Source organism: Zoogloea sp. 1C4 (assembly GCF_009469605.1).
Classification (GTDB): Bacteria; Pseudomonadota; Gammaproteobacteria; order Burkholderiales; family Rhodocyclaceae; genus Zoogloea; species Zoogloea oryzae.
The window spans coordinates 220093-241255 of record NZ_SSXU01000005.1 but is presented as its reverse complement, the minus strand read 5'-3'; the positions used below and the strand labels follow the sequence as shown (position 1 = coordinate 241255).

Genomic DNA, 21163 nt, shown 5'->3' with positions numbered 1-21163 from the left:
CCGGTTGCACACCCACCGCACTCAGATCGAGCACCCATGCCCCACGACGCCCCCCGCCTTTCCCTGCCGGCGCCGGTTACCGGCTGGCCTCTGGCCGTGCTCATCGCCGTCTATCTGCTGGTGGGCACCACCGGGCATCTCCCGTGGCGGGGTGACGATCTCACCCACCTCGGCCCGATCCACGCCATCCTCACCCGTGGCAGCTGGCTGATGCCCGAGATCGCCGGCGAAGCCTTCCACGACTTCCCGCCCCTCTACTACTGGGCCGGCGCCATCTTGGCCAAGCTCCTCGGCGGCCTGCTGCCGATCCACGACGCAGCCCGCCTCGCCAGCAGCCTGTTCACCGCCGCCTTCCTTTACTGGACAGGCATCGCCGCCCGTCGCCTGTATGGCGAAACCGCCTTCGCGCCGGCGATCCTGCTGGCCCTCGGCGCCGTCGGCCTCGTCGTCCACGCCCACGAAACCCAGCCCATCCTCGCCCAGCTCGCCGGCATGGCCGTGTGTTACGCCGGCCTTGGCCAGCTGGCTGAACGTCCGATCCGCGGCGGGCTCCAGGCCGGTCTCGGCAGTGGGCTCGCCTTCCTCGCCGGAGGCCTGCCCGGCGTGGTGCTCACCGTGCCCGTGCTGCTGGTCGCACCCATGCTGTGCCCCAGCTGCCGCAACCGCACCGTCGTCACCGGCATCGCCCTTGGTCTGATGACAGGCTGCGCGATCGCCGGCGCATGGCTGGGCTCGGCCGCCCTGTCCGACCCCGACGCCCTCGCCGCCTGGTGGGCCAACGAACTCACCACCAACACGCCCCACGCCTACCATCTGGCCGATTTCGGCAAGCTGCTCCAGCTGGCCGGCTGGTTCGCCTGGCCCCTGTGGCCGATCGCAGGCTGGGCGGTGTGGCGCAACCGGCACACCCTGGCCACGCCACCGCTGGCGCTTCCGCTCATGGCCAGCCTGCTGGCGATCCTGCTGGTTGCCACCACCGGCAACCTGCGCCCGGCCAACATGCTGCCGGTGCTGCCGCCGCTGGCGCTGCTCGCCGCCCTGGGCGTCTCCAGCCTGCGCCGGGGTGCCGCCAATGCCTTCGACTGGTTCGGCATCATGGCCTTCGCCTTCTTCGCCCTGCTGGTGTGGGCGGGATGGAGCGCGCTGCACTTCGGCTGGCCGCCGGGCCTTGCCCGCTCGGTCGCCAAGATGGCCCCGGATTTCCCCCGCGACAGCCTGGTCGGTGGAACGCTGATCGGCGTGCTCATCAGCATTGCGCTGCTGGTCATGCCGCTGTTCGTGCGCCGCACGCCCGCCCGCGGCACCACCAATTGGGCGTTCGGCATCACCTTGCTGTGGTGCCTTGCCGTCATCCTGTGGCAGCCCTGGTTTGCCTACACCAAGAACTACCAGCCGGTCGCCGCCGAGCTGAAGGCCGCCCTGGCAGGCCAGCCCACCAGCTGCATCGCACGACGCGGCCTGGGTGACACCCAGCGGGCCGCCCTCGACTACTTTGCCGGCATCCGCACGGTGCCCAATGCCAGTGGCGGCGAGTGCAAGCTGCTGCTCACCTACGCCACGAGCAGCCAGGCCCAGAAGGTCCGCGGCGAAGGGAGTCTGATCTGGGAGCGGCGCCTCGGTGGTGGCCGTAAGGCCGAGACTTTCAAACTCTACAACCGTGACTGATCGCGCCCATCTCCGGCTCGACACGAGCCGCGCAGCCCAGGCCCTGCAAGGCCACCGTGATGCCATTGGCGACACCACCATGCGCGATCTCTTCGCGGGTGATGCGACGCGCTTCGAGCGCTTCTCGTGTGCTGCCGACGGCCTTCTGCTCGATTACTCCAAGCAGCGCATCACGTCGTCGGCGATGGCCGAACTGCTCGCCCTCGCCGACGAGGCCGGACTGAAGGATGGCATCGCCGCGATGCTGTCCGGCGAGCCGGTCAATTTCACCGAAGATCGCGCCGCCCTGCACTGCGCCGCGCGCATGTTCGAACTCACGCCGGCCGCAGCCCGGGCTGAGATCGCCGCCACCCGCAAGCGCCTCGATGCCTTCGTGGCGCAGGTGCACGCCGGCGAGTTCGTGGGTGCCACCGGCCAGCCGATCCGCCACGTGGTGCATCTGGGCATCGGTGGTTCGGATCTCGGTCCGCGTCTCCTCGCCGAAGCCTTCTCCCCGTCGCAGCCGACGCGGCTTGAACTGTCGTTCGCCGCAAACGTGGACGACACCGAGATCCGCGCGATCCTCGACCGCGCCAATCCGGCCGAAACCCTGTTCATCGTCGCCTCGAAGAGCTTCTCCACCGCCGAGACGCTCTTCAATGCCCGTGCCGCGCGTGCCTGGCTGGCCGCCGCACTGGGCGCCGATGCCGACCTCAGCCGGCATTTCGTGGCGATCAGCAACAACGTGGCCGCGGCCGTTGCCTTCGGCATCGCCGAAGACACCACCTTCCCGATGCCCGAATGGATCGGCGGACGGTTTTCGGTGTGGTCGGCCATCGGCCTGCCGCTGATGCTGGCGTTCGGCACCGAGGTCTTCGACGACTTCCTCGCCGGCGGTCGCAGCATGGACACCCACTTCGCCAGCGCCCCGTTCGCCGCAAACCTACCGGTGATCACCGCCCTCCTCGGCATCTGGAACGCCACCTTCCTCGGGCTCGACGGTCACGCGGTGCTGCCCTACAGCCACCGCCTGCGCAGCCTGCCGGCCTATCTTCAGCAGCTGGAGATGGAAAGCAACGGCAAGTCGGTGGATCACCAGGGGCAACCGGTGAGCTGGCAGACGGCACCGATCATCTTCGGCGGCCCCGGCACCGTGGGCCAGCACGCTTACCACCAGCTGTTCTACCAGGGCACCCGCAAGGTGGCGTTCGACTTCGTGCTGCCCATCTGTGCAACGCCTTCGGCCACCGACCGCAGCCTGTTCGGCAACGCCCTGGCCCAGTCCGCCGCGCTGATGCTGGGTCGCACGCTGGACGAAGCCCGCGCCGAACTGCGCGCCCGTGGCATCGACGATGCCGAGGTGGAGCGTCTCGCACCCCATCTGGTGTGCGCCGGCAACCAGCCCAGCACCACGCTGCTGATGCCGTCGGTCACGCCTTTCACCCTCGGGCAGATCCTGGCGCTCTACGAGCACAAGGTCTTCGTTCAGGGCTGGATCTGGGGCATCAACAGCTTCGACCAGTACGGCGTGGAGCTGGGCAAGAACATGGCCCGGGACATCGAGGCCAGCTCCGACCGCCAGCGCGACGGCTCCACCGTCGGCTTGCTCGCAGCCATCGAAGCGATGAGCCGCAAGGCGGGTTGATCCCGCGCCCGATCACCCGACACACGAACGAACGCATCCCTGCCCGACGGGCCGGGTGAACTTCACTTCAAACCACTTATTTTTGCTGGGGAGTCTGGACGAAGACTTCGTCCGGCTTGGTCAGACCGAGCTCGAAACGGGCTCGTTCCTCGACGGCTTCGTAGCCTGTCTTGAGATCACGCACCTCGGCATCGAGACCGGTGTTTCGCTGTTCCAGCTTGCGATTGCCCTCTTTCTGGGCCGCGAGCTGCTTTTCCACGTCCCAGACACGCAGCCAACCGCCCTTGCCGATCCATAGCGGATACTGCAAGGCAAGCACGAGCAAGGCGAGGATGAGGGTAGGCCAACGCATGGGAGCAGAACAGGAAAACGGGGCCGACCGGGCGGCCGGCCCCAGGCTACAACTTAGCGGTTACGCAGGTTGTAGAAAGCCGACAGGCCCGGGTAGAAGGCGGTATCGCCGAGATCTTCCTCGATGCGCAGCAGCTGGTTGTACTTGGAGATGCGATCGGAACGGGACAGGGAACCGGTCTTGATCTGCATGGCGTTCAGACCCACCGAGATGTCGGCGATGGTGGAGTCTTCGGTTTCACCGGAACGGTGGGAGATCACCGCAGTGTAACCGGCACGCTTGGCCATCTCGACGGCGGCGAAGGTTTCGGTCAGGGTGCCGATCTGGTTGATCTTGATGAGGATCGAGTTGGCGATGCCCTTGTCGATGCCTTCCTTCAGGATGCGGGTGTTGGTCACGAAGAGGTCGTCACCGACGATCTGAACCTTCTTGCCGAGGCGGTCGGTCAGGTGCTTCCAGCCAGCCCAGTCACCTTCGGCCATACCGTCTTCGATCGAGATGATCGGGAACTTGTCGGCCAGGGTGGCGAGGTAGTCGGTGAAGCCTTCGGACGTCAGCGACAGGCCTTCGCCGACCAGCTCGTACTTGCCGTTCTTGTAGAACTCGGAAGCGGCGCAGTCGAGGGCCAGGACGATGTCGCGGCCCGGCTCGTAACCGGCGTTGGCGGCGGCTTCGAGGATCATGTTGAGGGCTTCATCGGTGCCCGAGACGTTCGGGGCAAAACCGCCTTCGTCGCCGACGGTGGTGGGGTAGCCCTTCTTGTCGGTGAGCTTCTTGAGGTGATGGAAGATCTCGGCGCCACAGCGCAGGGCTTCGCGGAAGCTCTTCACGCCAACCGGCATGATCATGCATTCCTGGATGTCCAGGGAGTTGTTGGCGTGGGCGCCACCGTTGATGACGTTCATCATCGGCACCGGCATGGCCATGCCACCGGAACCACCGAAGTAACGATACAGCGGCAGGCCCGCTTCTTCAGCGGCAGCCTTGGCCACGGCCATGGACACGGCCAGCAGCGCGTTGGCGCCCAGGCGCGACTTGTTGTCGGTGCCGTCCAGGTCGATCAGGGTCTTGTCGATGAAGGCCTGCTCTTCGGCGTCGAGGCCGATCAGCGCTTCGGAGATTTCGGTATTGACGTTCTCGACCGCCTGCAGCACGCCCTTGCCCAGGTAGCGGGCGGCATCGCCGTCACGCAGCTCGATGGCTTCGCGGGAGCCGGTGGACGCGCCGGACGGCACAGCGGCACGGCCCATCACGCCGGATTCCAGCAGCACATCGGCTTCAACCGTGGGATTGCCGCGGGAATCGAGGACCTCGCGGGCAATGACATCAACAATGGCGCTCATGAACTTCCTTTCTTATCACTGAATTTACAGCGGCGACCTTCCGGCCGCCTCTAACTTCGAAACCGGAAAATCGCCTGCGGGCTCAGCCTTTCAGCTCTTCAAAACCCTCACCCTTGACCAGCGCGTCGATCGCCTTGAGGGTCGAGAGCAGAGCCTTGAGTTTGGGCAGCGGCCACGCGTTGGGGCCGTCGGAGAAGGCCTTGGCAGGATCGGGGTGGGTTTCCATGAACAGGCCGGCAATGCCGACGGCGACCGCCGCCCGCGCCAGCACCGGCACGAACTCCCGCTGGCCGCCGGAAACCGTGCCCTGCCCACCCGGCAGCTGGACCGAGTGGGTGGCATCGAAAACCACCGGACAGCCGGTGTCGCGCATGATCGCCAGGGAGCGCATGTCGGACACCAGGTTGTTGTAGCCGAAGGATGCACCGCGCTCGCACACCATGATGGTGTCGGCGCCGCCGTTGGCCTCGCGGGCCTTGTCGACGACGTTCTTCATGTCGCCCGGGGCGAGGAACTGGCCCTTCTTGATGTTCACCGGCTTGCCGGACGCCGCGACCGCGTGGATGAAGTCGGTCTGGCGGCACAGGAAGGCCGGGGTCTGCAGCACATCGACGACAGCCGCCACATGGGGCACTTCGGCTTCGGTGTGCACGTCGGTGAGGACGGGCACGCCGACCTTCTCGCGGACTTCGGCGAGGATCTCGAGGCCCTTCTCCATGCCCATGCCACGAAACGACTTGCCGGAACTGCGGTTCGCCTTGTCGTAGCTGGACTTGTAGATGAACGGGATGCCCAGTTCGCCGCAGATGTCCTTGAGCGCCGTGGCGGTCTCGAAGGCCATCTCGCGGGACTCGATGACGCAGGGCCCGGCGATGAGGAAGAAGGGTTTGTCGATGCCGACGTCGAAGCCGCAGAGTTTCATGGGGTTTCCTTTTACTTGCCCTGCTGGTGAGCGAGCGCTGCCTTGACGAAGGCGGTGAACAGCGGGTGGCCGTTACGCGGGTTGGAGGTGAACTCCGGATGGAACTGGCAGCCGACGAACCACGGATGGACGTCGGACGGCAGCTCGATCATCTCGCACAGGTCGGTGCCCGGCGCGCGACCGGCAACCCGCAGACCCTGCTCTTCGAGCTTGGCCAGCAGGGTGTTGTTCACTTCGTAGCGGTGGCGGTGGCGCTCGGTGATCTCGGCCTTGCCGTAGATCTCGCGGGCCAGGGAGCCTTCGGTCAGATTGCAGACTTGGCCACCCAGACGCATCGTGCCGCCCAGGTCGGAATCCTCGCCACGCTTCTCGACCTTGCCGGAGGCGTCGTGCCATTCGGTGATGAGGCCGATCACCGGGAAGCCGGTGTGCTTGTCGAACTCGGTACTGTGGGCGCCGTTCATGCTGGCCACGTCACGGGCGAACTCGACGACCGCCAGCTGCATGCCGAGGCAGATGCCCAGGTACGGCACCTTGTTCTCGCGGGCATAGCGGATCGCGGCGATCTTGCCTTCGGTACCACGACGGCCGAAGCCACCAGGCACGAGGATCGCATCCATCGACTTGAGCACGTCACAGCCGTTCTTCTCGATGTCCTCGGAATCCAGGTAGTGGATGTTCACCTTGCTGCGGGTGTGCATCCCGGCGTGGTTGAGGGCTTCGATCAGCGACTTGTAGGATTCGGTCAGGTCGACATACTTGCCGACGAAGGCGATGTCGAGGCTGTGGTTCGGGTTGTTCAGCGCGTCGAGCAGGCGCTCCCAGATCGACAGATCGGCCGCACGGGCGAGGATGCCCAGCTTGTGGCAGACGATCTCGTCGAGCATCTGGTCGTGCAGCATGCCGGGGATGCGGTAGATCGAATCGGCATCGAGACATTCGATGACGGCTTCGGGCATCACGTTGCAGAACAGCGCGATCTTGCGACGCTCATCGGCCGGAACCGAACGATCGGCACGGCACAGCAGGATGTCGGGCTGGATGCCGATCTCGCGCAGTTCCTTCACCGAGTGCTGGGTGGGCTTGGTCTTGAGCTCACCGGCGGTCGGGATGTAGGGCAACAGCGTGAGATGGATGAAACAGGTGCCCTGACGGCCTTCCTCGATGCCCATCTGGCGGATGGCCTCCAAGAAGGGCAGCGACTCGATGTCGCCGACAGTACCGCCCACTTCGACGATCGCCACGTCGGCACCTTCGGCGCCACGCTTGACGTAGGTCTTGATCTCGTCGGTGATGTGGGGGATGACCTGCACCGTCTTGCCGAGATATTCGCCGCGCCGTTCCTTCTTGATCACCGCCTCGTAGATCTGGCCGGTGGTGAAGTTGTTGCGCTTGCTCATCTTGGCGCTGGTGAAGCGCTCGTAGTGGCCGAGGTCGAGGTCGGTTTCGGCACCATCCTCGGTCACGAAGACTTCCCCATGCTGGAAGGGGCTCATCGTGCCGGGGTCGACGTTGATGTAGGGGTCGAGCTTGAGGTGGGTAACCTTGATGCCGCGGGATTCGAGAATCGCCCCGAGGGAGGCTGCAGCGATGCCCTTGCCCAGAGAGGACACGACACCACCGGTAACAAAGACGTATTTGGTCATGACACGGGGGACTTCTGGAAAGGGGAATGATAGCCGATCCACCCCCCTCTCTTCAACGGGCGAAGCCCCCGGTCGTGACATCAAACCGCTAGTTGTCCCGGATGAAATCCCGGTTTACTTCCCGAAACAGGTCGGTGGCGCTCTCGTGCAGCCATTCGAAGGCCACCATTTCACGGGTGACGACCTCGATCCCATGGCTGCGCATGCGGGCCAGGGCGGCTTCCCGGTCGGCCGGCTTGCGGGAACCGACCGCATCCGCCACCACGAAGACCTCCTTGCCCTGCCAGCGCAGCTCCAGCACCGTCTGCAGCACGCACACGTGGGCTTCGGTGCCGACCACCACCACCTGTCGGCGCGAATCCACGGCGGTGCCTTCAAGGCAGCCGTCGGCCACGCAGGAGAAGTGCGTCTTGGTGACGACCGGCGCATCGCCCACCGCCGCCAGCAGCGGATCGGCGGTACGGCCGAGACCTTCCGGATACTGCTCGGAAACCACCACCGGCACACCAACCCGCCGGGCGACGCCGGCGAGCCATACGCAGTTGCCCAACACCGCCTCGCCATCGGCGATGGCCGGCAGCAGGCGGGCCTGCACATCGACGACCAACAGGCTGCTCTTGTGACGATCCATCAACATTGCCGCACCTCTCCTTCGGTCAGGATTGCAGTTCAGGCCGCGCGCGGAACTCGTCCAGGGCCGCCGGATTGGCCAGCGCCTCGACGTTCTTCACCGGTTCGCCATGCACTACCGAGCGCACAGCCAGTTCGACGATCTTGCCGCTCTTGGTGCGTGGGATGTCCTTCACCTGCACCACCTTGGCGGGCACATGGCGCGGCGTGGTGTTGTCGCGGATGGTCTGGCGGACTCGGGCGATCAGCGCGTCGTCGAGGGCAAGGCCCTCACGCAGCTTGACGAACAGCACCACCCGCACGTCGGCGGCATCACCCGGCGGCCACTGCTGACCGATCACCAGGGCTTCGACCACCTCCTCCAGCTTTTCGACCTGACGGTAGATCTCGGCGGTGCCGATGCGCACGCCACCCGGGTTGAGGGTGGCGTCGGAGCGGCCATAGATGATCAGCCCGTCGTGGGCGGTGATCTCCGAGTAGTCGCCGTGACACCACACATTGTCGAAGCGCGCGAAGTACGCAGCCCGATACCTGGCGCCGTCGTCGTCCTTCCAGAAGCCGATCGGCATCACCGGGAAGGGGCGCGTGCACACAAGCTCGCCCTTCTCGCTGCGCACCGGCGTGCCGGTCTCGTCGAACACATCCACCGCCATGCCCAGGCCCTTGCACTGGATCTCGCCGGCGTAGACCGGCAGCGTGGGATTGCCGAGGACGAAGCAGGAAACGATGTCGGTGCCGCCCGAGATCGACGACAGGCAGAGGTCGGCCTTGATCTCACGATAGACGTACTCGAAGCCCTCCGGCACCAACGGACTGCCGGTGGAGAACATCGCCCGCAGTTTGGTGAGGTTGTGGGTGGAACCCGGACGCAGACCGGCCTTGGCGATGCCGTCGATGAACTTGGCGGAGGTGCCGAAGTGAGTCATCCCTTCGGACTGGGCGTAGTCGAAGAGAATCGCCCCGTTGCCGATCATCGGTGAGCCGTCGTACAGCAGCAGCGTCGCGCCGGCCGCCAGGCCCGAAACCAGCCAGTTCCACATCATCCAGCCGCAGGTGGTGAAGTAGAACAGCTTGTCGCCCGGCTTCACGTCGCCGTGGAGCTTGAGCTCCTTGAGGTGCTGCAGCAGCACCCCGCCGGCGCAGTGCACGATGCACTTGGGCACGCCCGTGGTGCCCGACGAATACATAATGTAGAGCGGGTGATCGAAGGGCAGCCGCACGAAGGGGATCTCCGTCTCGGCCAGGAAGGGCTTGACGAACTCCGCCAGCACGCGCGCGTGATGCACGTGGGAAAGATCGTGCTTTGCATGCACGTAAGGCACCACCACCACCCGCTTGACCGACGGCAGCCCGTCGGTGATCGCCGCGAGACGATCCAGGCAATCCACGATCTTCCCGTTGTAGTAGTAGCCATCCACGGCCACCAGCACCTTGGGTTCGATCTGGCCGAAGCGATCCAGCACGCCCTGCACACCGAAATCCGGCGACGCGGACGAGAAGATCGCCCCGATGCTGGTCGCCGCGAGCATCACCACGATGGTTTCGGGCAGGTTCGGCATCCACGCCGCCACCCGATCGCCCGGCTCCACGCCCATGTCCTTCAGGGCGGCGGCAAAGTGCGCCACCTGACGATACAGATCGCCATGGGAGAGGCGGTTGTGTACGCGATCCTCGCCCCAGAACACCAGCGCGTCGCTGTCGTCCCGCTGGCGCAGGAGGTTCTCGGCGAAGTTGAGGCGCGCGCCAGGAAACCAGCGGGCGCCGGGCATGCGGTCGCCGTCCTCGAGGACGACATCGCCCCGGCTACCCTTCACCTCGCCGTATTCCCAGATCGACGTCCAGAACTCGGCGGGCTGATCGACGGACCACCCATGCAGCGCGGCGTAATCGGCAAAGCTGCGGCCCCAGCGGGCCTCAGCCTGGCGGGTGAAGGCGGTGATGTTGGCGTCCGCGATGCGGGCCGTGTCCGGCACCCACAGCGGGCGCTCGGCGATGGGATAACTCATGAACTTCTCCTCTTACCTTGTCTTATATGCGGATTCCGGCTCGACGTCCGGTTCCGTTGGCACTCAAGCTACTCAGCTTACCTCGGCGCGGATGTCCTCGGGGAGCGGCACCGACTTGCCGGTCCGGGGGTCCATCCACACCACCTTGGACGAACCCTCGGCGTAGATGCGCTCGTCGCCTTCCACGCCCAGCTCGTACCACGTCATCACGCTGCTGCGCCCCGGCTCTCCGCCGTACATCCGCAGCACCACGGTGGCGGGATAGTTGATGGGAATGAGGAAGGTGCAACTGGCGTTGATGATCACCGGCGCCACCGGGTTGTCGGGCGTGACGGCAGAGCCGGACTGTTCCAGCCACTCCACCCGCGCCTGTTCGCAGTAGCGGAAATACACCGTGTTGTTCACGTGACCGTAGGCGTCCATGTCCCCCCAGCGCACCGGGATGCGGGTGGTCAGAAGCAGTTTTCGGTCAGGGTGTGCGTGCGGGGTCGGGTCATTCATTTCAGGCTGTCTCTCCATCCGTTGTTTTTTGATTGCAGTGCCCGGCAGGATGCTATACAACTGCCCCGCGCGGGCCGACTCAATGTAACATACGCTTGCGTATGTTGCCTGCCATCTCCCATGCTGCAGCAGCCTTGCCGGCGCATCGGGAGAAGGAGAATGCGCGGGCTGTGCGCAGACAGAGAACAAATCAAAACAACTCAGGAGGTGACAGCGATGGAACGCGATTCCATGGAATTCGACGTCCTGATCGTCGGCGGAGGCCCGGCTGGCCTCTCGGCAGCGATCCGGCTCAAGCAGCTTGCAGCAGAAAAAGGTCAGGACTTTTCCGTCTGCCTGATCGAAAAGGCCGCCGAGATCGGCGCCCACATCCTCTCCGGCGCGGTGGTCGACCCCTGCGCCATCAACGAACTCTTCCCCGACTGGAAGGAACGCGGCGCACCGCTCAACACGCCGGTCACCGAAGACCGCGTGATCTTCCTGTCGGAAACCGGCGGCCGCCAGGTGCCCAACGGCCTGCTGCCCGATTCCTTCCACAACGACGGCAACTACATCGTCCGCCTCGGTAACCTCGCCAAGTGGCTGGGCGAACAGGCCGAAGCCATGGGCGTCGAGGTCTACCCCGGCTTTGCCGGCGCCCAGCTGCTGTTTGACGACAAAGGCGCAGTCGCCGGCGTCATCACCGGCGACATGGGCGTGCTGAAGGACGGCACCCAGGGCCCCAACTTCCAGCCGGGCATGGAACTGCGCGCCAGGTACACCCTGTTTGCCGAAGGCTGCCGCGGCCACCTGGGCAAGGAACTCGAAGCCCGCTTCAACCTGCGCGACGGCGTCGATCCGCAGACCTACGGCATCGGCATCAAGGAGCTTTGGGAAATCCCCGCGGCCCAGCACGTCCAAGGCCTGGTGGTGCACACCGCCGGCTGGCCGATGGACACCGCCACCTATGGCGGCGGCTTCTGCTATCACCTGGAAGACAACCTCGTGGCCGTCGGCTTCGTGGTCGGCCTCAACTACAGCAATCCCTACCTGTCTCCCTTCGAGGAATTCCAGCGTTACAAGACGCACCCGGAAATCCGCAAGTTCCTCGAAGGCGGCAAGCGTCTCGCCTACGGCGCCCGCGCCATCGCCGCCGGCGGCCTGCAGAGCCAGCCCAAGCTGGTCTTCCCGGGCGGCGCGCTGATCGGTGACGACGCCGGCTTCCTCAACGCCGCGCGCATCAAGGGCACCCACGCCGCGATGAAGTCCGGCATGCTCGCCGCCGAGGCCGCCTACGACGCCCTCGCGGCCGAGCGCAGCCAGGATGAACTCAGCGCCTACCCGGAAGCCTTCAAGGGCAGCTGGCTCCACGCCGAGCTCCACAAGACCCGCAACTTCAAGCCCTACATGAAGAAAGGCCTGTGGCTCGGCTCCGTCCTGTTCGGCGCCGAGCAGGTGCTCTTTGGCGGCAAGGTGCCCTGGACGCTCCACAACCACGCCGATCACACGGCCCTCAAGCCGGCCGCCGAGTGCAGCCCGATTGCCTATCCCAAGCCCGACGGCAAGCTCACCTTCGACCGCCTGTCTTCCGTCTTCCTCTCCAACACCAACCATGAGGAAGACGAGCCCTGTCACCTGCAGCTGAAGGACGCCTCGGTGCCCATCGCCATCAACCTGGCGAAGTACGACGCGCCCGAGCAGCGCTACTGCCCGGCCGGCGTGTATGAGATCGTCCGCAGCCCTGAAGGCGACAATCCGCAACTGCAGATCAACGCCCAGAACTGCGTGCACTGCAAGACCTGCGACATCAAGGACCCGACCCAGAACATCAACTGGGTCACACCCCAGGGGGGCGAAGGCCCGATCTACCAGGGGATGTAAGTTGCGTCGTACAAGAAACCGGGCCCAGCCCGGTTTCTTTTTGTCTGGCACGCGCCGGATGGGCACAAAAAAACGAGGGGGCCAAAGCCCCCTCGTTTCGTTTTCAACAGTTCAAACCGCCGATCAGTCGACCCACTTGCGCGCATTGCGGAACATCCGCAGCCACGGCGAATCCTCGCCCAGATCAGCCGGGTGCCAGCTCATCTGCACGGTGCGGGCGGTCCGCTCGGGGTGCGGCATCATGATGGTGAAACGGCCATCCGGCGTGGTGAGGCCGGTGATGCCATCGGGCGAGCCGTTCGGGTTGAACGGGTAGCGAGTGGCGATGGCGCCGGTGTTATCCACGTAGCGCAGCGCGATCCTGGCATTGTCCTTGTCGTCCACACCCTGGAACACCGCACGGCCTTCGCCGTGGGACACCACGATCGGCATCCGGCTACCCGCCATGCCGGCGAGCAGGATGGACGGGCTTTCCTGCACCTCGACCATCACGAAGCGGGCCTCGAACTGTTCGCTGCGGTTGCGCTGGAAGCGCGGCCAGCAGTCGGCACCCGGAATGATCTCGGCCAGGTTGGACATCATCTGGCAGCCGTTGCACACGCCCAGCGCGAAGGTGTCGGCGCGGTTGAAGAAGGCTTCGAACTGCGAACGCAGCGCCGGGTTGAAGAGGATCGACTTGGCCCAGCCCTGCCCCGCCCCTAGCACGTCGCCGTACGAGAAGCCGCCGCAGGCCGCAAGACCCTTGAAGCCCGACAGATGCACGCGGCCGGCCTGGAGATCGGACATGTGCACGTCGAAGGGCGCGAAGCCCGCGCGCTCGAAGGCGGCGGCCATCTCGGCCTGGGAGTTCACGCCCTGCTCACGCAGGATGGCGACCTTCGGACGGGCGCCGGTGATGATGAACGGCGCGGCGATGTCGTCGGCCGGATCAAAGCTGAGCTTGACCGACAGGCCGGGGTTGGTGACATCGGCCAGGGCCTCGAATTCTTCCTTGGCGCATTCGGCATCGTCGCGCAGGCGGGCGATCTGGTAACTGGTGGCCGACCAGGTTTGCAGCAGCTCGGCGCGGGGCGCGGCAAAAACGATCTTGGCGTTGCGCCAGAAGCGCAGCTCGTCGCGGTCGTTAGGCTCGCCCACGAAGTGGTAGCTGAGACCGGCGGCACGCAGCGGCTCGGTGAAGCGGCTGCGATCCTCACGGCGGATCTGGATGACGGCACCCAACTCTTCGGCAAACAGCGCCTTGAACAGCATGTCGTTGAAGCGACCCTTGAGGGAATCCGGGCGCTTGTCGAGGCCATCCACGTCATTCATGAACTGGTCGTAGGCCACCGTATCGAGCATCACCGACAGGCCGCACCTGGAGGCGAAGGCCATCTCGCACAGGGTGGCGAACAAGCCACCGTCGGCGCGGTCGTGGTAGGCGAGGATCAGTTCATCCTTGCGCCACTGCTGGATCAGATCGAAGAAAGCCTTGAGCTGGGCGGCATCCACGTCCGGCGCGTGTTCGGCGACGGAGTTGTAAGCCTGGGCCAGCACCGAGCCACCGAGGCGGTTGGCGTTGTTGCCGAGGTCGATGAGGAGCAGCTCGGTCTCGACGCCATCCAGCAGCTGCAGCTGCGGCGTGAGGGTGCGGCGCACGTCCTGCACCGGCGCGAAGGCAGTGACGATCAGCGACAGCGGCGAGACGACCTGCTTGGATTCATCTTCGTCGTGCCAGGCGGTGCGCATCGACAGGGAATCCTTGCCCACCGGGATCGCGATGCCGGCCTGCTGGCAGAACTGCGACACGGCCTCGACCGTCTTGTAGAGCTTGACGTCCTCGCCCCGATGGCCGGCAGCGGCCATCCAGTTGGCGGAGAGCTTCACGTCGCCCAGCGAACGGATGTCGGCGGCGGCGATGTTGGTGATGGATTCGCCGATCGCCATGCGGCCCGAGGCCGGCGCATCCAGCGTGGCGACCGGGGTGCGCTCGCCCATCGCGAAGGCTTCGCCCAGGTAGCCGTGGAAGCTCATGGTGGTGACGGCCACGTCGGCCACCGGCACCTGCCACGGGCCAACCATCTGGTCGCGGGCGGTCATGCCGCCCACCGAGCGGTCACCGATGGTGATGAGGAAGTTCTTGCTGGCCACGGCCGGCATCGACAGCACGCGGCGACAGGCGTCGTCGAGGCTGATGTCAGTCACGTCGAAGGGCGGCACGAAGACCTGACGGCTGGACACGTTGCGGGTCATCTTGGGCGGTTTGCCCAGCAGCACCTGCATTTCCATGTCGACCGGCTTGTTGTCGAAGTGGCGGTCGGAAACGACCAGATGGCCGTCGTCAGAAGCCGAGCCGACCACCGCGAACGGGCAGCGCTCGCGTTCGCAGATGGCCTGGAAGACCGGCAGGCTCTCGGGGGCGATCGCCAGGACGTAGCGTTCCTGGGATTCGTTCGACCAGATCTCGCGCGGGCTCATGCCCGGCTCTTCGATGTGCACTTCGCGCAGCTCGAAGCGGGCGCCCAGCTCGGCGGAATCGGCGAGCTCGGGGAAGGCGTTGGAAAGGCCGCCGGCGCCCACGTCGTGGATCGACAGGATCGGGTTGGCTTCACCCTTTTGCCAGCAGGCGTCGATGACTTCCTGGCAGCGGCGCTGGATTTCGGGGTTGCCGCGCTGGACGGAGGCGAAGTCGAGGTCGGCAGTGTTGGTGCCGGTGGCCATGGACGAGGCGGCGCCGCCGCCAAGGCCGATCAGCATGCCGGGGCCGCCCAACTGGATCAGCAGCGTGCCGGGGCCGAACTTGATCTTGAAGGACTGCTGATCCTGGATGCTGCCCAGGCCACCGGCGATCATGATCGGCTTGTGGTAGCCGCGCACTTCGTCCTGCACGCTCTGTTCAAAAGTACGGAAGTAGCCGGTGAGGTTGGGACGGCCGAATTCGTTGTTGAACGCGGCGGCGCCCAGGGGGCCTTCGATCATGATGTCGAGGGCCGAGGCGATGCGCTCGGGCTTGCCGTAGTGCCGCTCCCAGGGCTGCTCGAAACCGGGGATCTCGAGGTTGGAGACCGAGAAGCCGGCGAGGCCCGCCTTGGGCTTGGAGCCGCGGCCGGTGGCGCCTTCGTCGCGGATCTCGCCGCCGGAGCCGGTGGACGCACCCGGGAAGGGCGAGATCGCCGTCGGGTGGTTATGGGTCTCGACCTTGGCCAGGATGTGGGTGAGTTCGTTGCGGAACTGCCAGGCGCCGTTCTCGTCCGGGTAGAGCTTGTCCACCGCCGCGCCTTCGATCACCGAAGCGTTGTCGGAATACGCGACGACGGTGCCTTCCGGGTGGGCCTTGTGGGTCTCGCGGATCATGCCGAAGAGGGTCTTCTCCATCGGACGGCCGTCGATCACCCAGTCGGCGTTGAAGATCTTGTGGCGGCAGTGCTCGGAGTTCGCCTGGGCGAACATCATCAGCTCGACGTCGGTCGGGTTGCGGCCCATACGGGTGAAGTTTTCAACCAGGTAGTCGATCTCGTCTTCCGACAGCGCCAGACCCAGCTCGGAGTTGGCGATCACCAGTGCGTCGCGGCCGCTGGCGATGATGTCGACGGTGGTGAGCGCCTGCGGCTGATAGTGGTGGAACAGCGCGTGGGCGGCGTCGGGGTTGTCGAGCACCGACTCGGTCATGCGATCGTGGATCACCGGGAAGACGGCTTCGCGGTCGCGGGCGTCGAGGACGCCACGCACATCGAAGGAGAACGCCGTGCCGCGCTCGACGCGGATGACCTTGTCGAAACCGCACTGATGAGCGATGTCCGTCGCCTTCGAGGACCACGGGGAAATGGTGCCCAGACGGGGCGTGACCACCAGCATCGAACCGGCCGGCGCGTCGCCTTCCGGGTGAGCGCCCAGCAGATCCGCGAGCCGGGCCAGTTCGTCCACATCGAGCGGAGCACTGACCTCCGCGAAATACCAGTGCTCGGCCGCCAGCCCCTTCAGGCGTGGCAGGGCGGATTTGACCGCGTCGTTGAGCCGGGCAAGGCGGGAACTGGAGAAGGCGGGCGCACCGCGCAGCTTGAGGATTTCGGACATGGCAGGGATGGGCGCGAAGTTGAAACCGGCCCGGATCGGGCGTGAACGGCGATCCAGACACGTAAAGACCGGGCATTATACCCGAGCACTGCCAGTGCTCCGACCGCGCGTTTGATTGGCGCATTGCAACAACCGCCAAAATGGGAAGCGCCGGAATGTGAGATAATTATCGGTCGCCTCCATTTTACATTCGTGGCCCATGACAACCCGTCGCTCCAACTTCCTGTCGTCGCGCGTTTTCTGGGCCATCGCGGTGGTCTTCTGCGCCATCGAAGGAGCGATCCTCGCCCTGGCCTACGAACGCAACATCGACCAGATCGAACTCTCCGACCAGGTTGCGCTGGTGCGCGAATCGACCATCGTCGTGTGGCGGCTGGTAGCCGGTTCCAGCGTCGTGTCCGGCAGCCAATTCCCCGACAACCCGACCGTCACCGACCCCCAGTTCGTGTGGCTGACCGCAGCCTTGCAGGGCCTGCGCACCGGGGGTGAGGTGCAGGGGCTCGACGGTACCGTCTTCCATCTCTTCCCGATCGAAGCCGCTGACACCCGACACACCCTCACCGACGCCATCGTCCGCTGGAGCAGCTTCCTGCGCCTGCACACCCACGCCCCGGGCTCCAGCACCGCCTACGAAGAACTTCGCGCCCTCGGCCCCACCCTCGCCGGGCTGGGCATCCATCTGGCCGAAAAACGCGACGAGGCGAGCCGCGCCGCCATGCGGCTGGTGATCCTCGCCCTCGGCACCAGCGTGCTGGCCTTCGTGATCGTCGGCACGCTGCTGATCCGCCAGACCCGCCGCTTCGAGCGCTCCGGCCAGCTGATGCGCTCGATGATGAACCAGATCGGCGCGGGGGTCTGCATCCTCGGCAGCACCGACAAGATCGCCGACGCCAACCGGGCCGCCTGCCGGATGCTCGGCCGCCCGCGCCGCGAGCTGCGCGGCAAACGCCTCGACGAGATACTCCAGGAGGAGGACGGCGTCTGGACGGGGGAGCGCCCCGACGGCATGCCGCTGGCCATTGAACGCATACCGGGGATGATCCAGAGCGAGAAAGGCCCGCTGCGCATCGTCACCCTCCTCGACATCACCGCCCGCCACCTCACCAACGAGTGCCTCCAGCATCTGGCCAACCACGACCCGCTCACCGGCCTGCCCAACCGGGGCTTCCTCGAAGGCTACTTCACCCGCGAACTCGCCCGCAGCAGCAAGCAGGGGCTGGTGCTTGGCGTCGCAGCGCTCGACCTCGACGGTTTCAAGCCGGTCAACGACACCTACGGCCACGCGGTCGGCGACGAGCTGCTCGTCCAGATCGCCCAACGCTTCACATCCGCCCTGCGCATCAGCGACCTGATCGCCCGCACCGGCGGGGACGAATTCGTCGGCATCTTCCCCGACGTGGGCAACCGCGAGAGCCTGTCCTTTCTGGGTGAAAGGCTGCTCGGCGTGTTCGACCACCCCTTCCAGGTGAGGGGCCACGTGATCTCGCTCACCGCCAGCATCGGCCTCTCCATCGCGCCGGATGACGGCGAGGATCAGGACAGTCTGGTCCGCGCCGCCGATGCGGCCATGTACCGGGCCAAGCAGTCCGGACGCCGCCGCCTCCAGCTGACCGCCGTCGGCACCCCGGGGCGAGCCGCCTGACGCCTGTTTCGGGGCAGGCCTGGTATCAGGTAAACTGCACTGTTTTGTCGCACGAACCTGCCTTGCAACTGCCCGCCTCCACCGACCACGCCGACCAGCCCGTCCGCGACACCTTCCCGCTGGGTTGGGCGCTCGCGCCTGCGCTCGTCCTCGCCGGGCTTGCCGGCGCAGTGGCCCTGGCCGACAGCAACCAGCGCCTGTTCGTCGAACTCAACGCCGCCAGCGGCAGCCTGCCGCCGCGCCTGTGGGCCATGATCACCGTCTGCGGATCGGTGCTCGGCGCCATTGCCCTCCTCGCCGCCACCATCAAGACCCAGCCCCGCTGGCTGGCCTCGGCGTTCATCGGCGCGCCGCTCGCCATCCTCTTCAGCGAAGGCGGCAAGCGTTACTTCGACGTAATGCGCCCCGCCGGCGTGCTGGAACCCGAGAGCTTCAACCTCATCGGCCAGAAGCTCTACGTCCATGCGTTTCCATCGGGCCACTCGGTCACCGCGTTCTGTGTGGCTGCAGCGATCATCCTCAGCTGGCCGAAACCTGAAAACCGCTGGCGCGCCGGGATCGCCGGCCTCTTGCTGGCCAGCCTCGTCGCCTTCTCCCGGATCGCCGTGGGCGCCCACTGGCCACTCGACATCCTCACCGGGGCGGCCGGCGGCTGGCTTGCCGGCGCCGTCGGCGCGTGGCTCACCACTCGCACTGATTTCCTCCACTCGCCCCGCGGCGCCCGGGTGATGGCCACCATCGCCCTCGCCACCAGCCTGGCGATGCTGTTCATCGACCTTGGCCAGCCGGACGCGCGCCTGTTCCGCATCAGCCTCGCCGCCTGGGGAATCGGCGGCGCCGCCGCAGCCCTGATGAACGACCGGGAGCCGCGCACATGAACCTCAAACGACTTCTCGCCATCGCCGTCTCGGCGGGGCTGCTGGCCTGGCTGATGGCCGACGGCCGCTGGCGCGGGCTTGGCGAGGTGATCCAGCGCCTCAGCGGGCCGACTCTCGCCCTGTCGGCGGCGGGCTTCGCCCTCTCCTACCTGCTGCGCGCGCTGCGCATCTACGACGAATTCCGCGCCCAGGCCGGCGGACGCTTCGGCACCTGCCTGCGCATCACCCTCATCCATAACGCGATGATCAACGTCGTGCCCTTCCGGGGTGGCGAGGCGGCCTTCCCGATCCTGCTCCGGCAGAATTTTGGCGTGCCGCTGCCCCGGGCCATTGCGTCGCTGTTCTGGTTCCGCCTGCAGGACGCCTTCGTGGTGATGGCGCTCGCCGCCGTGGTGTGGCCCGGCCTGCATCCTGCACTCAAGGCACTGGCCGTGGCCGGCGTGCTGCTGATGGCCTGGTGGCTGCCCCGCTGGGCGCGAGCGCCCCACGCCTGGGCCGACGGCAGCGGCCTCACCGCCAAGTTCGCCAAGGTGCGCGATGCCTTCGCGGAAAGCACCAAGCACGCCCGCTACGGCTGGGTGTGGACCATCGCCAACTGGACGGTGAAGCTCGCCGCCCAGGCCTGGCTGCTCGCCGCGCTGATCCCCGCCGCCCTCGACGTGGGCGCGGCCGGCGCCCTTGGGGCCGAACTCGCCGCAATCCTCCCGATACAGGGCGTGGCCGGCTTCGGCACCTACGAGGCTGGCGCCGCCGCGGCCCTGCTGCCCAGCGGCGTGCCCCTCCAGGCCGGCCTGCAGGCGGCCCTGGCCCTGCATCTTTTCGTGATCGCCTGCGCGGTCACCTCGGGGGCAATCGCCTGGCTTTTCCCTGCCGCAGCGGCAGCAGAAACGCGCGCCGAGGCCCCGTCCGACATACAATCCGCCTCGTCCGCCGCCGACGGGGCGCCCACCCGAACTTCAGCCGACTGACCACCATGACCGACGTCACCCAATACGATTCACCGCTCCCGCCCGCCAAGGCGGAGATTCCCGCCGATCTGCTACCCCATCGCCTGTCGGTGGTGGTGCCGCTCTACAACGAGGAAGACAATGTGGATCCGCTCCTCGCGCGCATCCATCTGGCCCTCGACGGCTACCCCTACCCGTGGGAAGTCGTGATCGTCGACGACGGCTCGTCCGACAACACCGTCCCCAACCTCGAGAGGGCCGCCGCCCGCCTCGGCCCGCACGTGCGCATCGTCGCGCTGATGCGCAACTTCAAGCAGACCGCTGCCATGCAGGCCGGCCTCGACGCAGCCCGCGGCGACGTGATCGTGACCATGGACGGCGACCTCCAGAACGACCCGATCGACATCCCGCGGATGGTCGGTCGCCTGCTGCGCGAGGATCTCGACCTCGTCGCCGGCTGGCGCAAGAACCGCAAGGACGGGATGATCCTGCGCAAGATCCCCTCCAAGATCGCCAACCGCCTGATCGCCCGCATCACCGGCGTCAAGCTGCAGGATTACGGCTGCTCCCTCAAGGCCTTCCGCGCCAGTGCGATCAAGAACGTGCGCCTGTACGGCGAGATGCACCGCTTCATCCCGGCGTGGCTGGCTACCGTCACCACCCCGCGCAAGATCGCCCAGGAAGTCGTCACCCACCACGCGCGGATGTTTGGCGAATCCAAGTACGGCATCTCGCGCACCTTCCGGGTGATCCTCGACCTGATCTTCGTGTACTTCTTCATGCGCTTCCGCACCCGTCCGGGCCACTTCTTTGGTGGCATCGGTCTGGGCCTGGGCGCGCTGGGCATCCTGATCCTCACCTACCTCACCGGCCTCAAGCTCTTCACCGGCGCCTCCATCGGCACCCGGCCGATGTTCTTCGGCGGCTTCTTCTTCGTCATCGCCGGCATCCAGATGGTCACCACCGGCGTGCTGGCCGAGCTGCTCACCCGGGTGTATTTCGAATCCGGCCAGAGCCAGGCCTACGTCGCCCGCGAAACCGCACCCCTCGACGACGGTCAGGGCTGGCACACCGCCAAGGCCTGATCCAACGTT

15 protein-coding genes are annotated in these 21163 nt (G+C 66.2%); 7 read left to right on the top strand and 8 right to left on the bottom strand.

Annotated elements, in window-relative coordinates; genetic code table 11:
- Positions 1-36 precede the first annotated feature (36 nt).
- Positions 37-1665 carry a glycosyltransferase family 39 protein gene (locus GH681_RS08500; RefSeq protein ID WP_153161034.1) on the top strand — a complete coding sequence of 543 codons (1629 nt, stop codon included), beginning with the start codon at positions 37-39 and terminating at the stop codon, positions 1663-1665.
- Complete coding sequence (gene pgi, locus GH681_RS08495; RefSeq protein WP_194271182.1) at positions 1658-3289, top strand: glucose-6-phosphate isomerase; 1632 nt, start codon at positions 1658-1660, stop codon at positions 3287-3289. Before GH681_RS08500 ends, pgi begins: the two co-directional genes overlap by 8 nt.
- Positions 3290-3365: 76 nt before the next feature.
- Here pgi and ftsB read toward each other — a convergent pair whose 3' ends face one another.
- From ftsB to GH681_RS08460, 7 genes are all read right to left on the bottom strand, one after another.
- On the bottom strand, positions 3366-3641 hold the full coding sequence (ftsB, locus tag GH681_RS08490; RefSeq protein WP_153161032.1) for a cell division protein FtsB: 276 nt from the start codon (positions 3639-3641) through the stop codon (positions 3366-3368).
- 53 nt (positions 3642-3694) lie between these two features.
- Positions 3695-4984 (bottom strand): phosphopyruvate hydratase, encoded by a 1290-nt coding sequence (gene eno, locus GH681_RS08485; protein ID WP_153161031.1) that lies wholly within the window; start codon positions 4982-4984, stop codon positions 3695-3697.
- A gap of 82 nt (positions 4985-5066) precedes the next feature.
- Positions 5067-5906, bottom strand: coding sequence for a 3-deoxy-8-phosphooctulonate synthase (kdsA, locus tag GH681_RS08480; RefSeq protein ID WP_153161030.1), 840 nt, complete (start codon positions 5904-5906; stop codon positions 5067-5069).
- Positions 5907-5917: 11 nt separating this feature from the next.
- On the bottom strand, positions 5918-7552 hold the full coding sequence (locus GH681_RS08475) for a CTP synthase (protein ID WP_153161029.1): 1635 nt from the start codon (positions 7550-7552) through the stop codon (positions 5918-5920).
- An 88-nt stretch (positions 7553-7640) separates the two neighbouring features.
- Positions 7641-8189: a hydrolase gene (locus GH681_RS08470; RefSeq protein WP_153161028.1), complete on the bottom strand. Its 549-nt coding sequence runs from the start codon at positions 8187-8189 to the stop codon at positions 7641-7643.
- A gap of 19 nt (positions 8190-8208) precedes the next feature.
- Positions 8209-10188 (bottom strand): acetoacetate--CoA ligase, encoded by a 1980-nt coding sequence (locus GH681_RS08465; RefSeq protein ID WP_153161027.1) that lies wholly within the window; start codon positions 10186-10188, stop codon positions 8209-8211.
- A 72-nt stretch (positions 10189-10260) separates the two neighbouring features.
- The gene (locus GH681_RS08460; RefSeq protein WP_153161026.1) at positions 10261-10689 is read right to left on the bottom strand and encodes a thioesterase family protein; all 429 of its coding nucleotides are present in this window, start codon (positions 10687-10689) and stop codon (positions 10261-10263) included.
- Between the two features lie 216 nt (positions 10690-10905).
- Between GH681_RS08460 and GH681_RS08455 the strand changes: the two genes are divergently transcribed.
- Positions 10906-12549, top strand: a complete 1644-nt coding sequence (locus GH681_RS08455; RefSeq protein WP_153161025.1) for an electron transfer flavoprotein-ubiquinone oxidoreductase — start codon at positions 10906-10908, stop codon at positions 12547-12549.
- A gap of 123 nt (positions 12550-12672) precedes the next feature.
- On the opposite strand, the gene purL is transcribed toward GH681_RS08455, so the two are convergent.
- The gene (gene purL / locus GH681_RS08450) at positions 12673-16602 is read right to left on the bottom strand and encodes a phosphoribosylformylglycinamidine synthase (protein ID WP_153161024.1); all 3930 of its coding nucleotides are present in this window, start codon (positions 16600-16602) and stop codon (positions 12673-12675) included.
- Positions 16603-16801: 199 nt separating this feature from the next.
- Here purL and GH681_RS08445 point away from each other — a divergent pair, with 199 nt between their 5' ends.
- The 4 genes from GH681_RS08445 to GH681_RS08430 all read left to right on the top strand — a co-directional run bounded on the left by GH681_RS08445 (position 16802) and on the right by GH681_RS08430 (position 21154).
- On the top strand, positions 16802-18244 hold the full coding sequence (locus GH681_RS08445; protein WP_153161023.1) for a diguanylate cyclase: 1443 nt from the start codon (positions 16802-16804) through the stop codon (positions 18242-18244).
- A gap of 62 nt (positions 18245-18306) precedes the next feature.
- Positions 18307-19122 carry a phosphatase PAP2 family protein gene (locus GH681_RS08440; RefSeq protein WP_153161022.1) on the top strand — a complete coding sequence of 272 codons (816 nt, stop codon included), beginning with the start codon at positions 18307-18309 and terminating at the stop codon, positions 19120-19122.
- A complete protein-coding gene (locus tag GH681_RS08435) occupies positions 19119-20090 on the top strand; it encodes a lysylphosphatidylglycerol synthase transmembrane domain-containing protein (protein WP_153161021.1) in 972 nt (323 codons plus the stop codon). The genes GH681_RS08440 and GH681_RS08435 overlap by 4 nt, the downstream gene beginning before the upstream one ends.
- 5 nt (positions 20091-20095) lie before the next feature.
- A complete protein-coding gene (locus GH681_RS08430) occupies positions 20096-21154 on the top strand; it encodes a glycosyltransferase family 2 protein (RefSeq protein WP_153161020.1) in 1059 nt (352 codons plus the stop codon).
- Positions 21155-21163 lie beyond the last annotated feature (9 nt).

What these genes read in the sequence shown, in the direction of transcription:
- GH681_RS08430 (WP_153161020.1), top strand. Translation starts at nt 20,096, where the DNA reads ATGACCGACGTCACCCAATACGATTCACCGCTCCCGCCCGCCAAGGCG.
- eno (WP_153161031.1), bottom strand. Translation starts at nt 4,984, where the DNA reads ATGAGCGCCATTGTTGATGTCATTGCCCGCGAGGTCCTCGATTCCCGC.
- GH681_RS08435 (WP_153161021.1), top strand. Translation starts at nt 19,119, where the DNA reads ATGAACCTCAAACGACTTCTCGCCATCGCCGTCTCGGCGGGGCTGCTG.
- ftsB (WP_153161032.1), bottom strand. Translation starts at nt 3,641, where the DNA reads ATGCGTTGGCCTACCCTCATCCTCGCCTTGCTCGTGCTTGCCTTGCAG.
- GH681_RS08500 (WP_153161034.1), top strand. Translation starts at nt 37, where the DNA reads ATGCCCCACGACGCCCCCCGCCTTTCCCTGCCGGCGCCGGTTACCGGC.
- GH681_RS08445 (WP_153161023.1), top strand. Translation starts at nt 16,802, where the DNA reads ATGACAACCCGTCGCTCCAACTTCCTGTCGTCGCGCGTTTTCTGGGCC.
- GH681_RS08470 (WP_153161028.1), bottom strand. Translation starts at nt 8,189, where the DNA reads ATGTTGATGGATCGTCACAAGAGCAGCCTGTTGGTCGTCGATGTGCAG.
- GH681_RS08465 (WP_153161027.1), bottom strand. Translation starts at nt 10,188, where the DNA reads ATGAGTTATCCCATCGCCGAGCGCCCGCTGTGGGTGCCGGACACGGCC.
- GH681_RS08455 (WP_153161025.1), top strand. Translation starts at nt 10,906, where the DNA reads ATGGAACGCGATTCCATGGAATTCGACGTCCTGATCGTCGGCGGAGGC.
- GH681_RS08475 (WP_153161029.1), bottom strand. Translation starts at nt 7,552, where the DNA reads ATGACCAAATACGTCTTTGTTACCGGTGGTGTCGTGTCCTCTCTGGGC.
- purL (WP_153161024.1), bottom strand. Translation starts at nt 16,602, where the DNA reads ATGTCCGAAATCCTCAAGCTGCGCGGTGCGCCCGCCTTCTCCAGTTCC.
- kdsA (WP_153161030.1), bottom strand. Translation starts at nt 5,906, where the DNA reads ATGAAACTCTGCGGCTTCGACGTCGGCATCGACAAACCCTTCTTCCTC.
- GH681_RS08460 (WP_153161026.1), bottom strand. Translation starts at nt 10,689, where the DNA reads ATGAATGACCCGACCCCGCACGCACACCCTGACCGAAAACTGCTTCTG.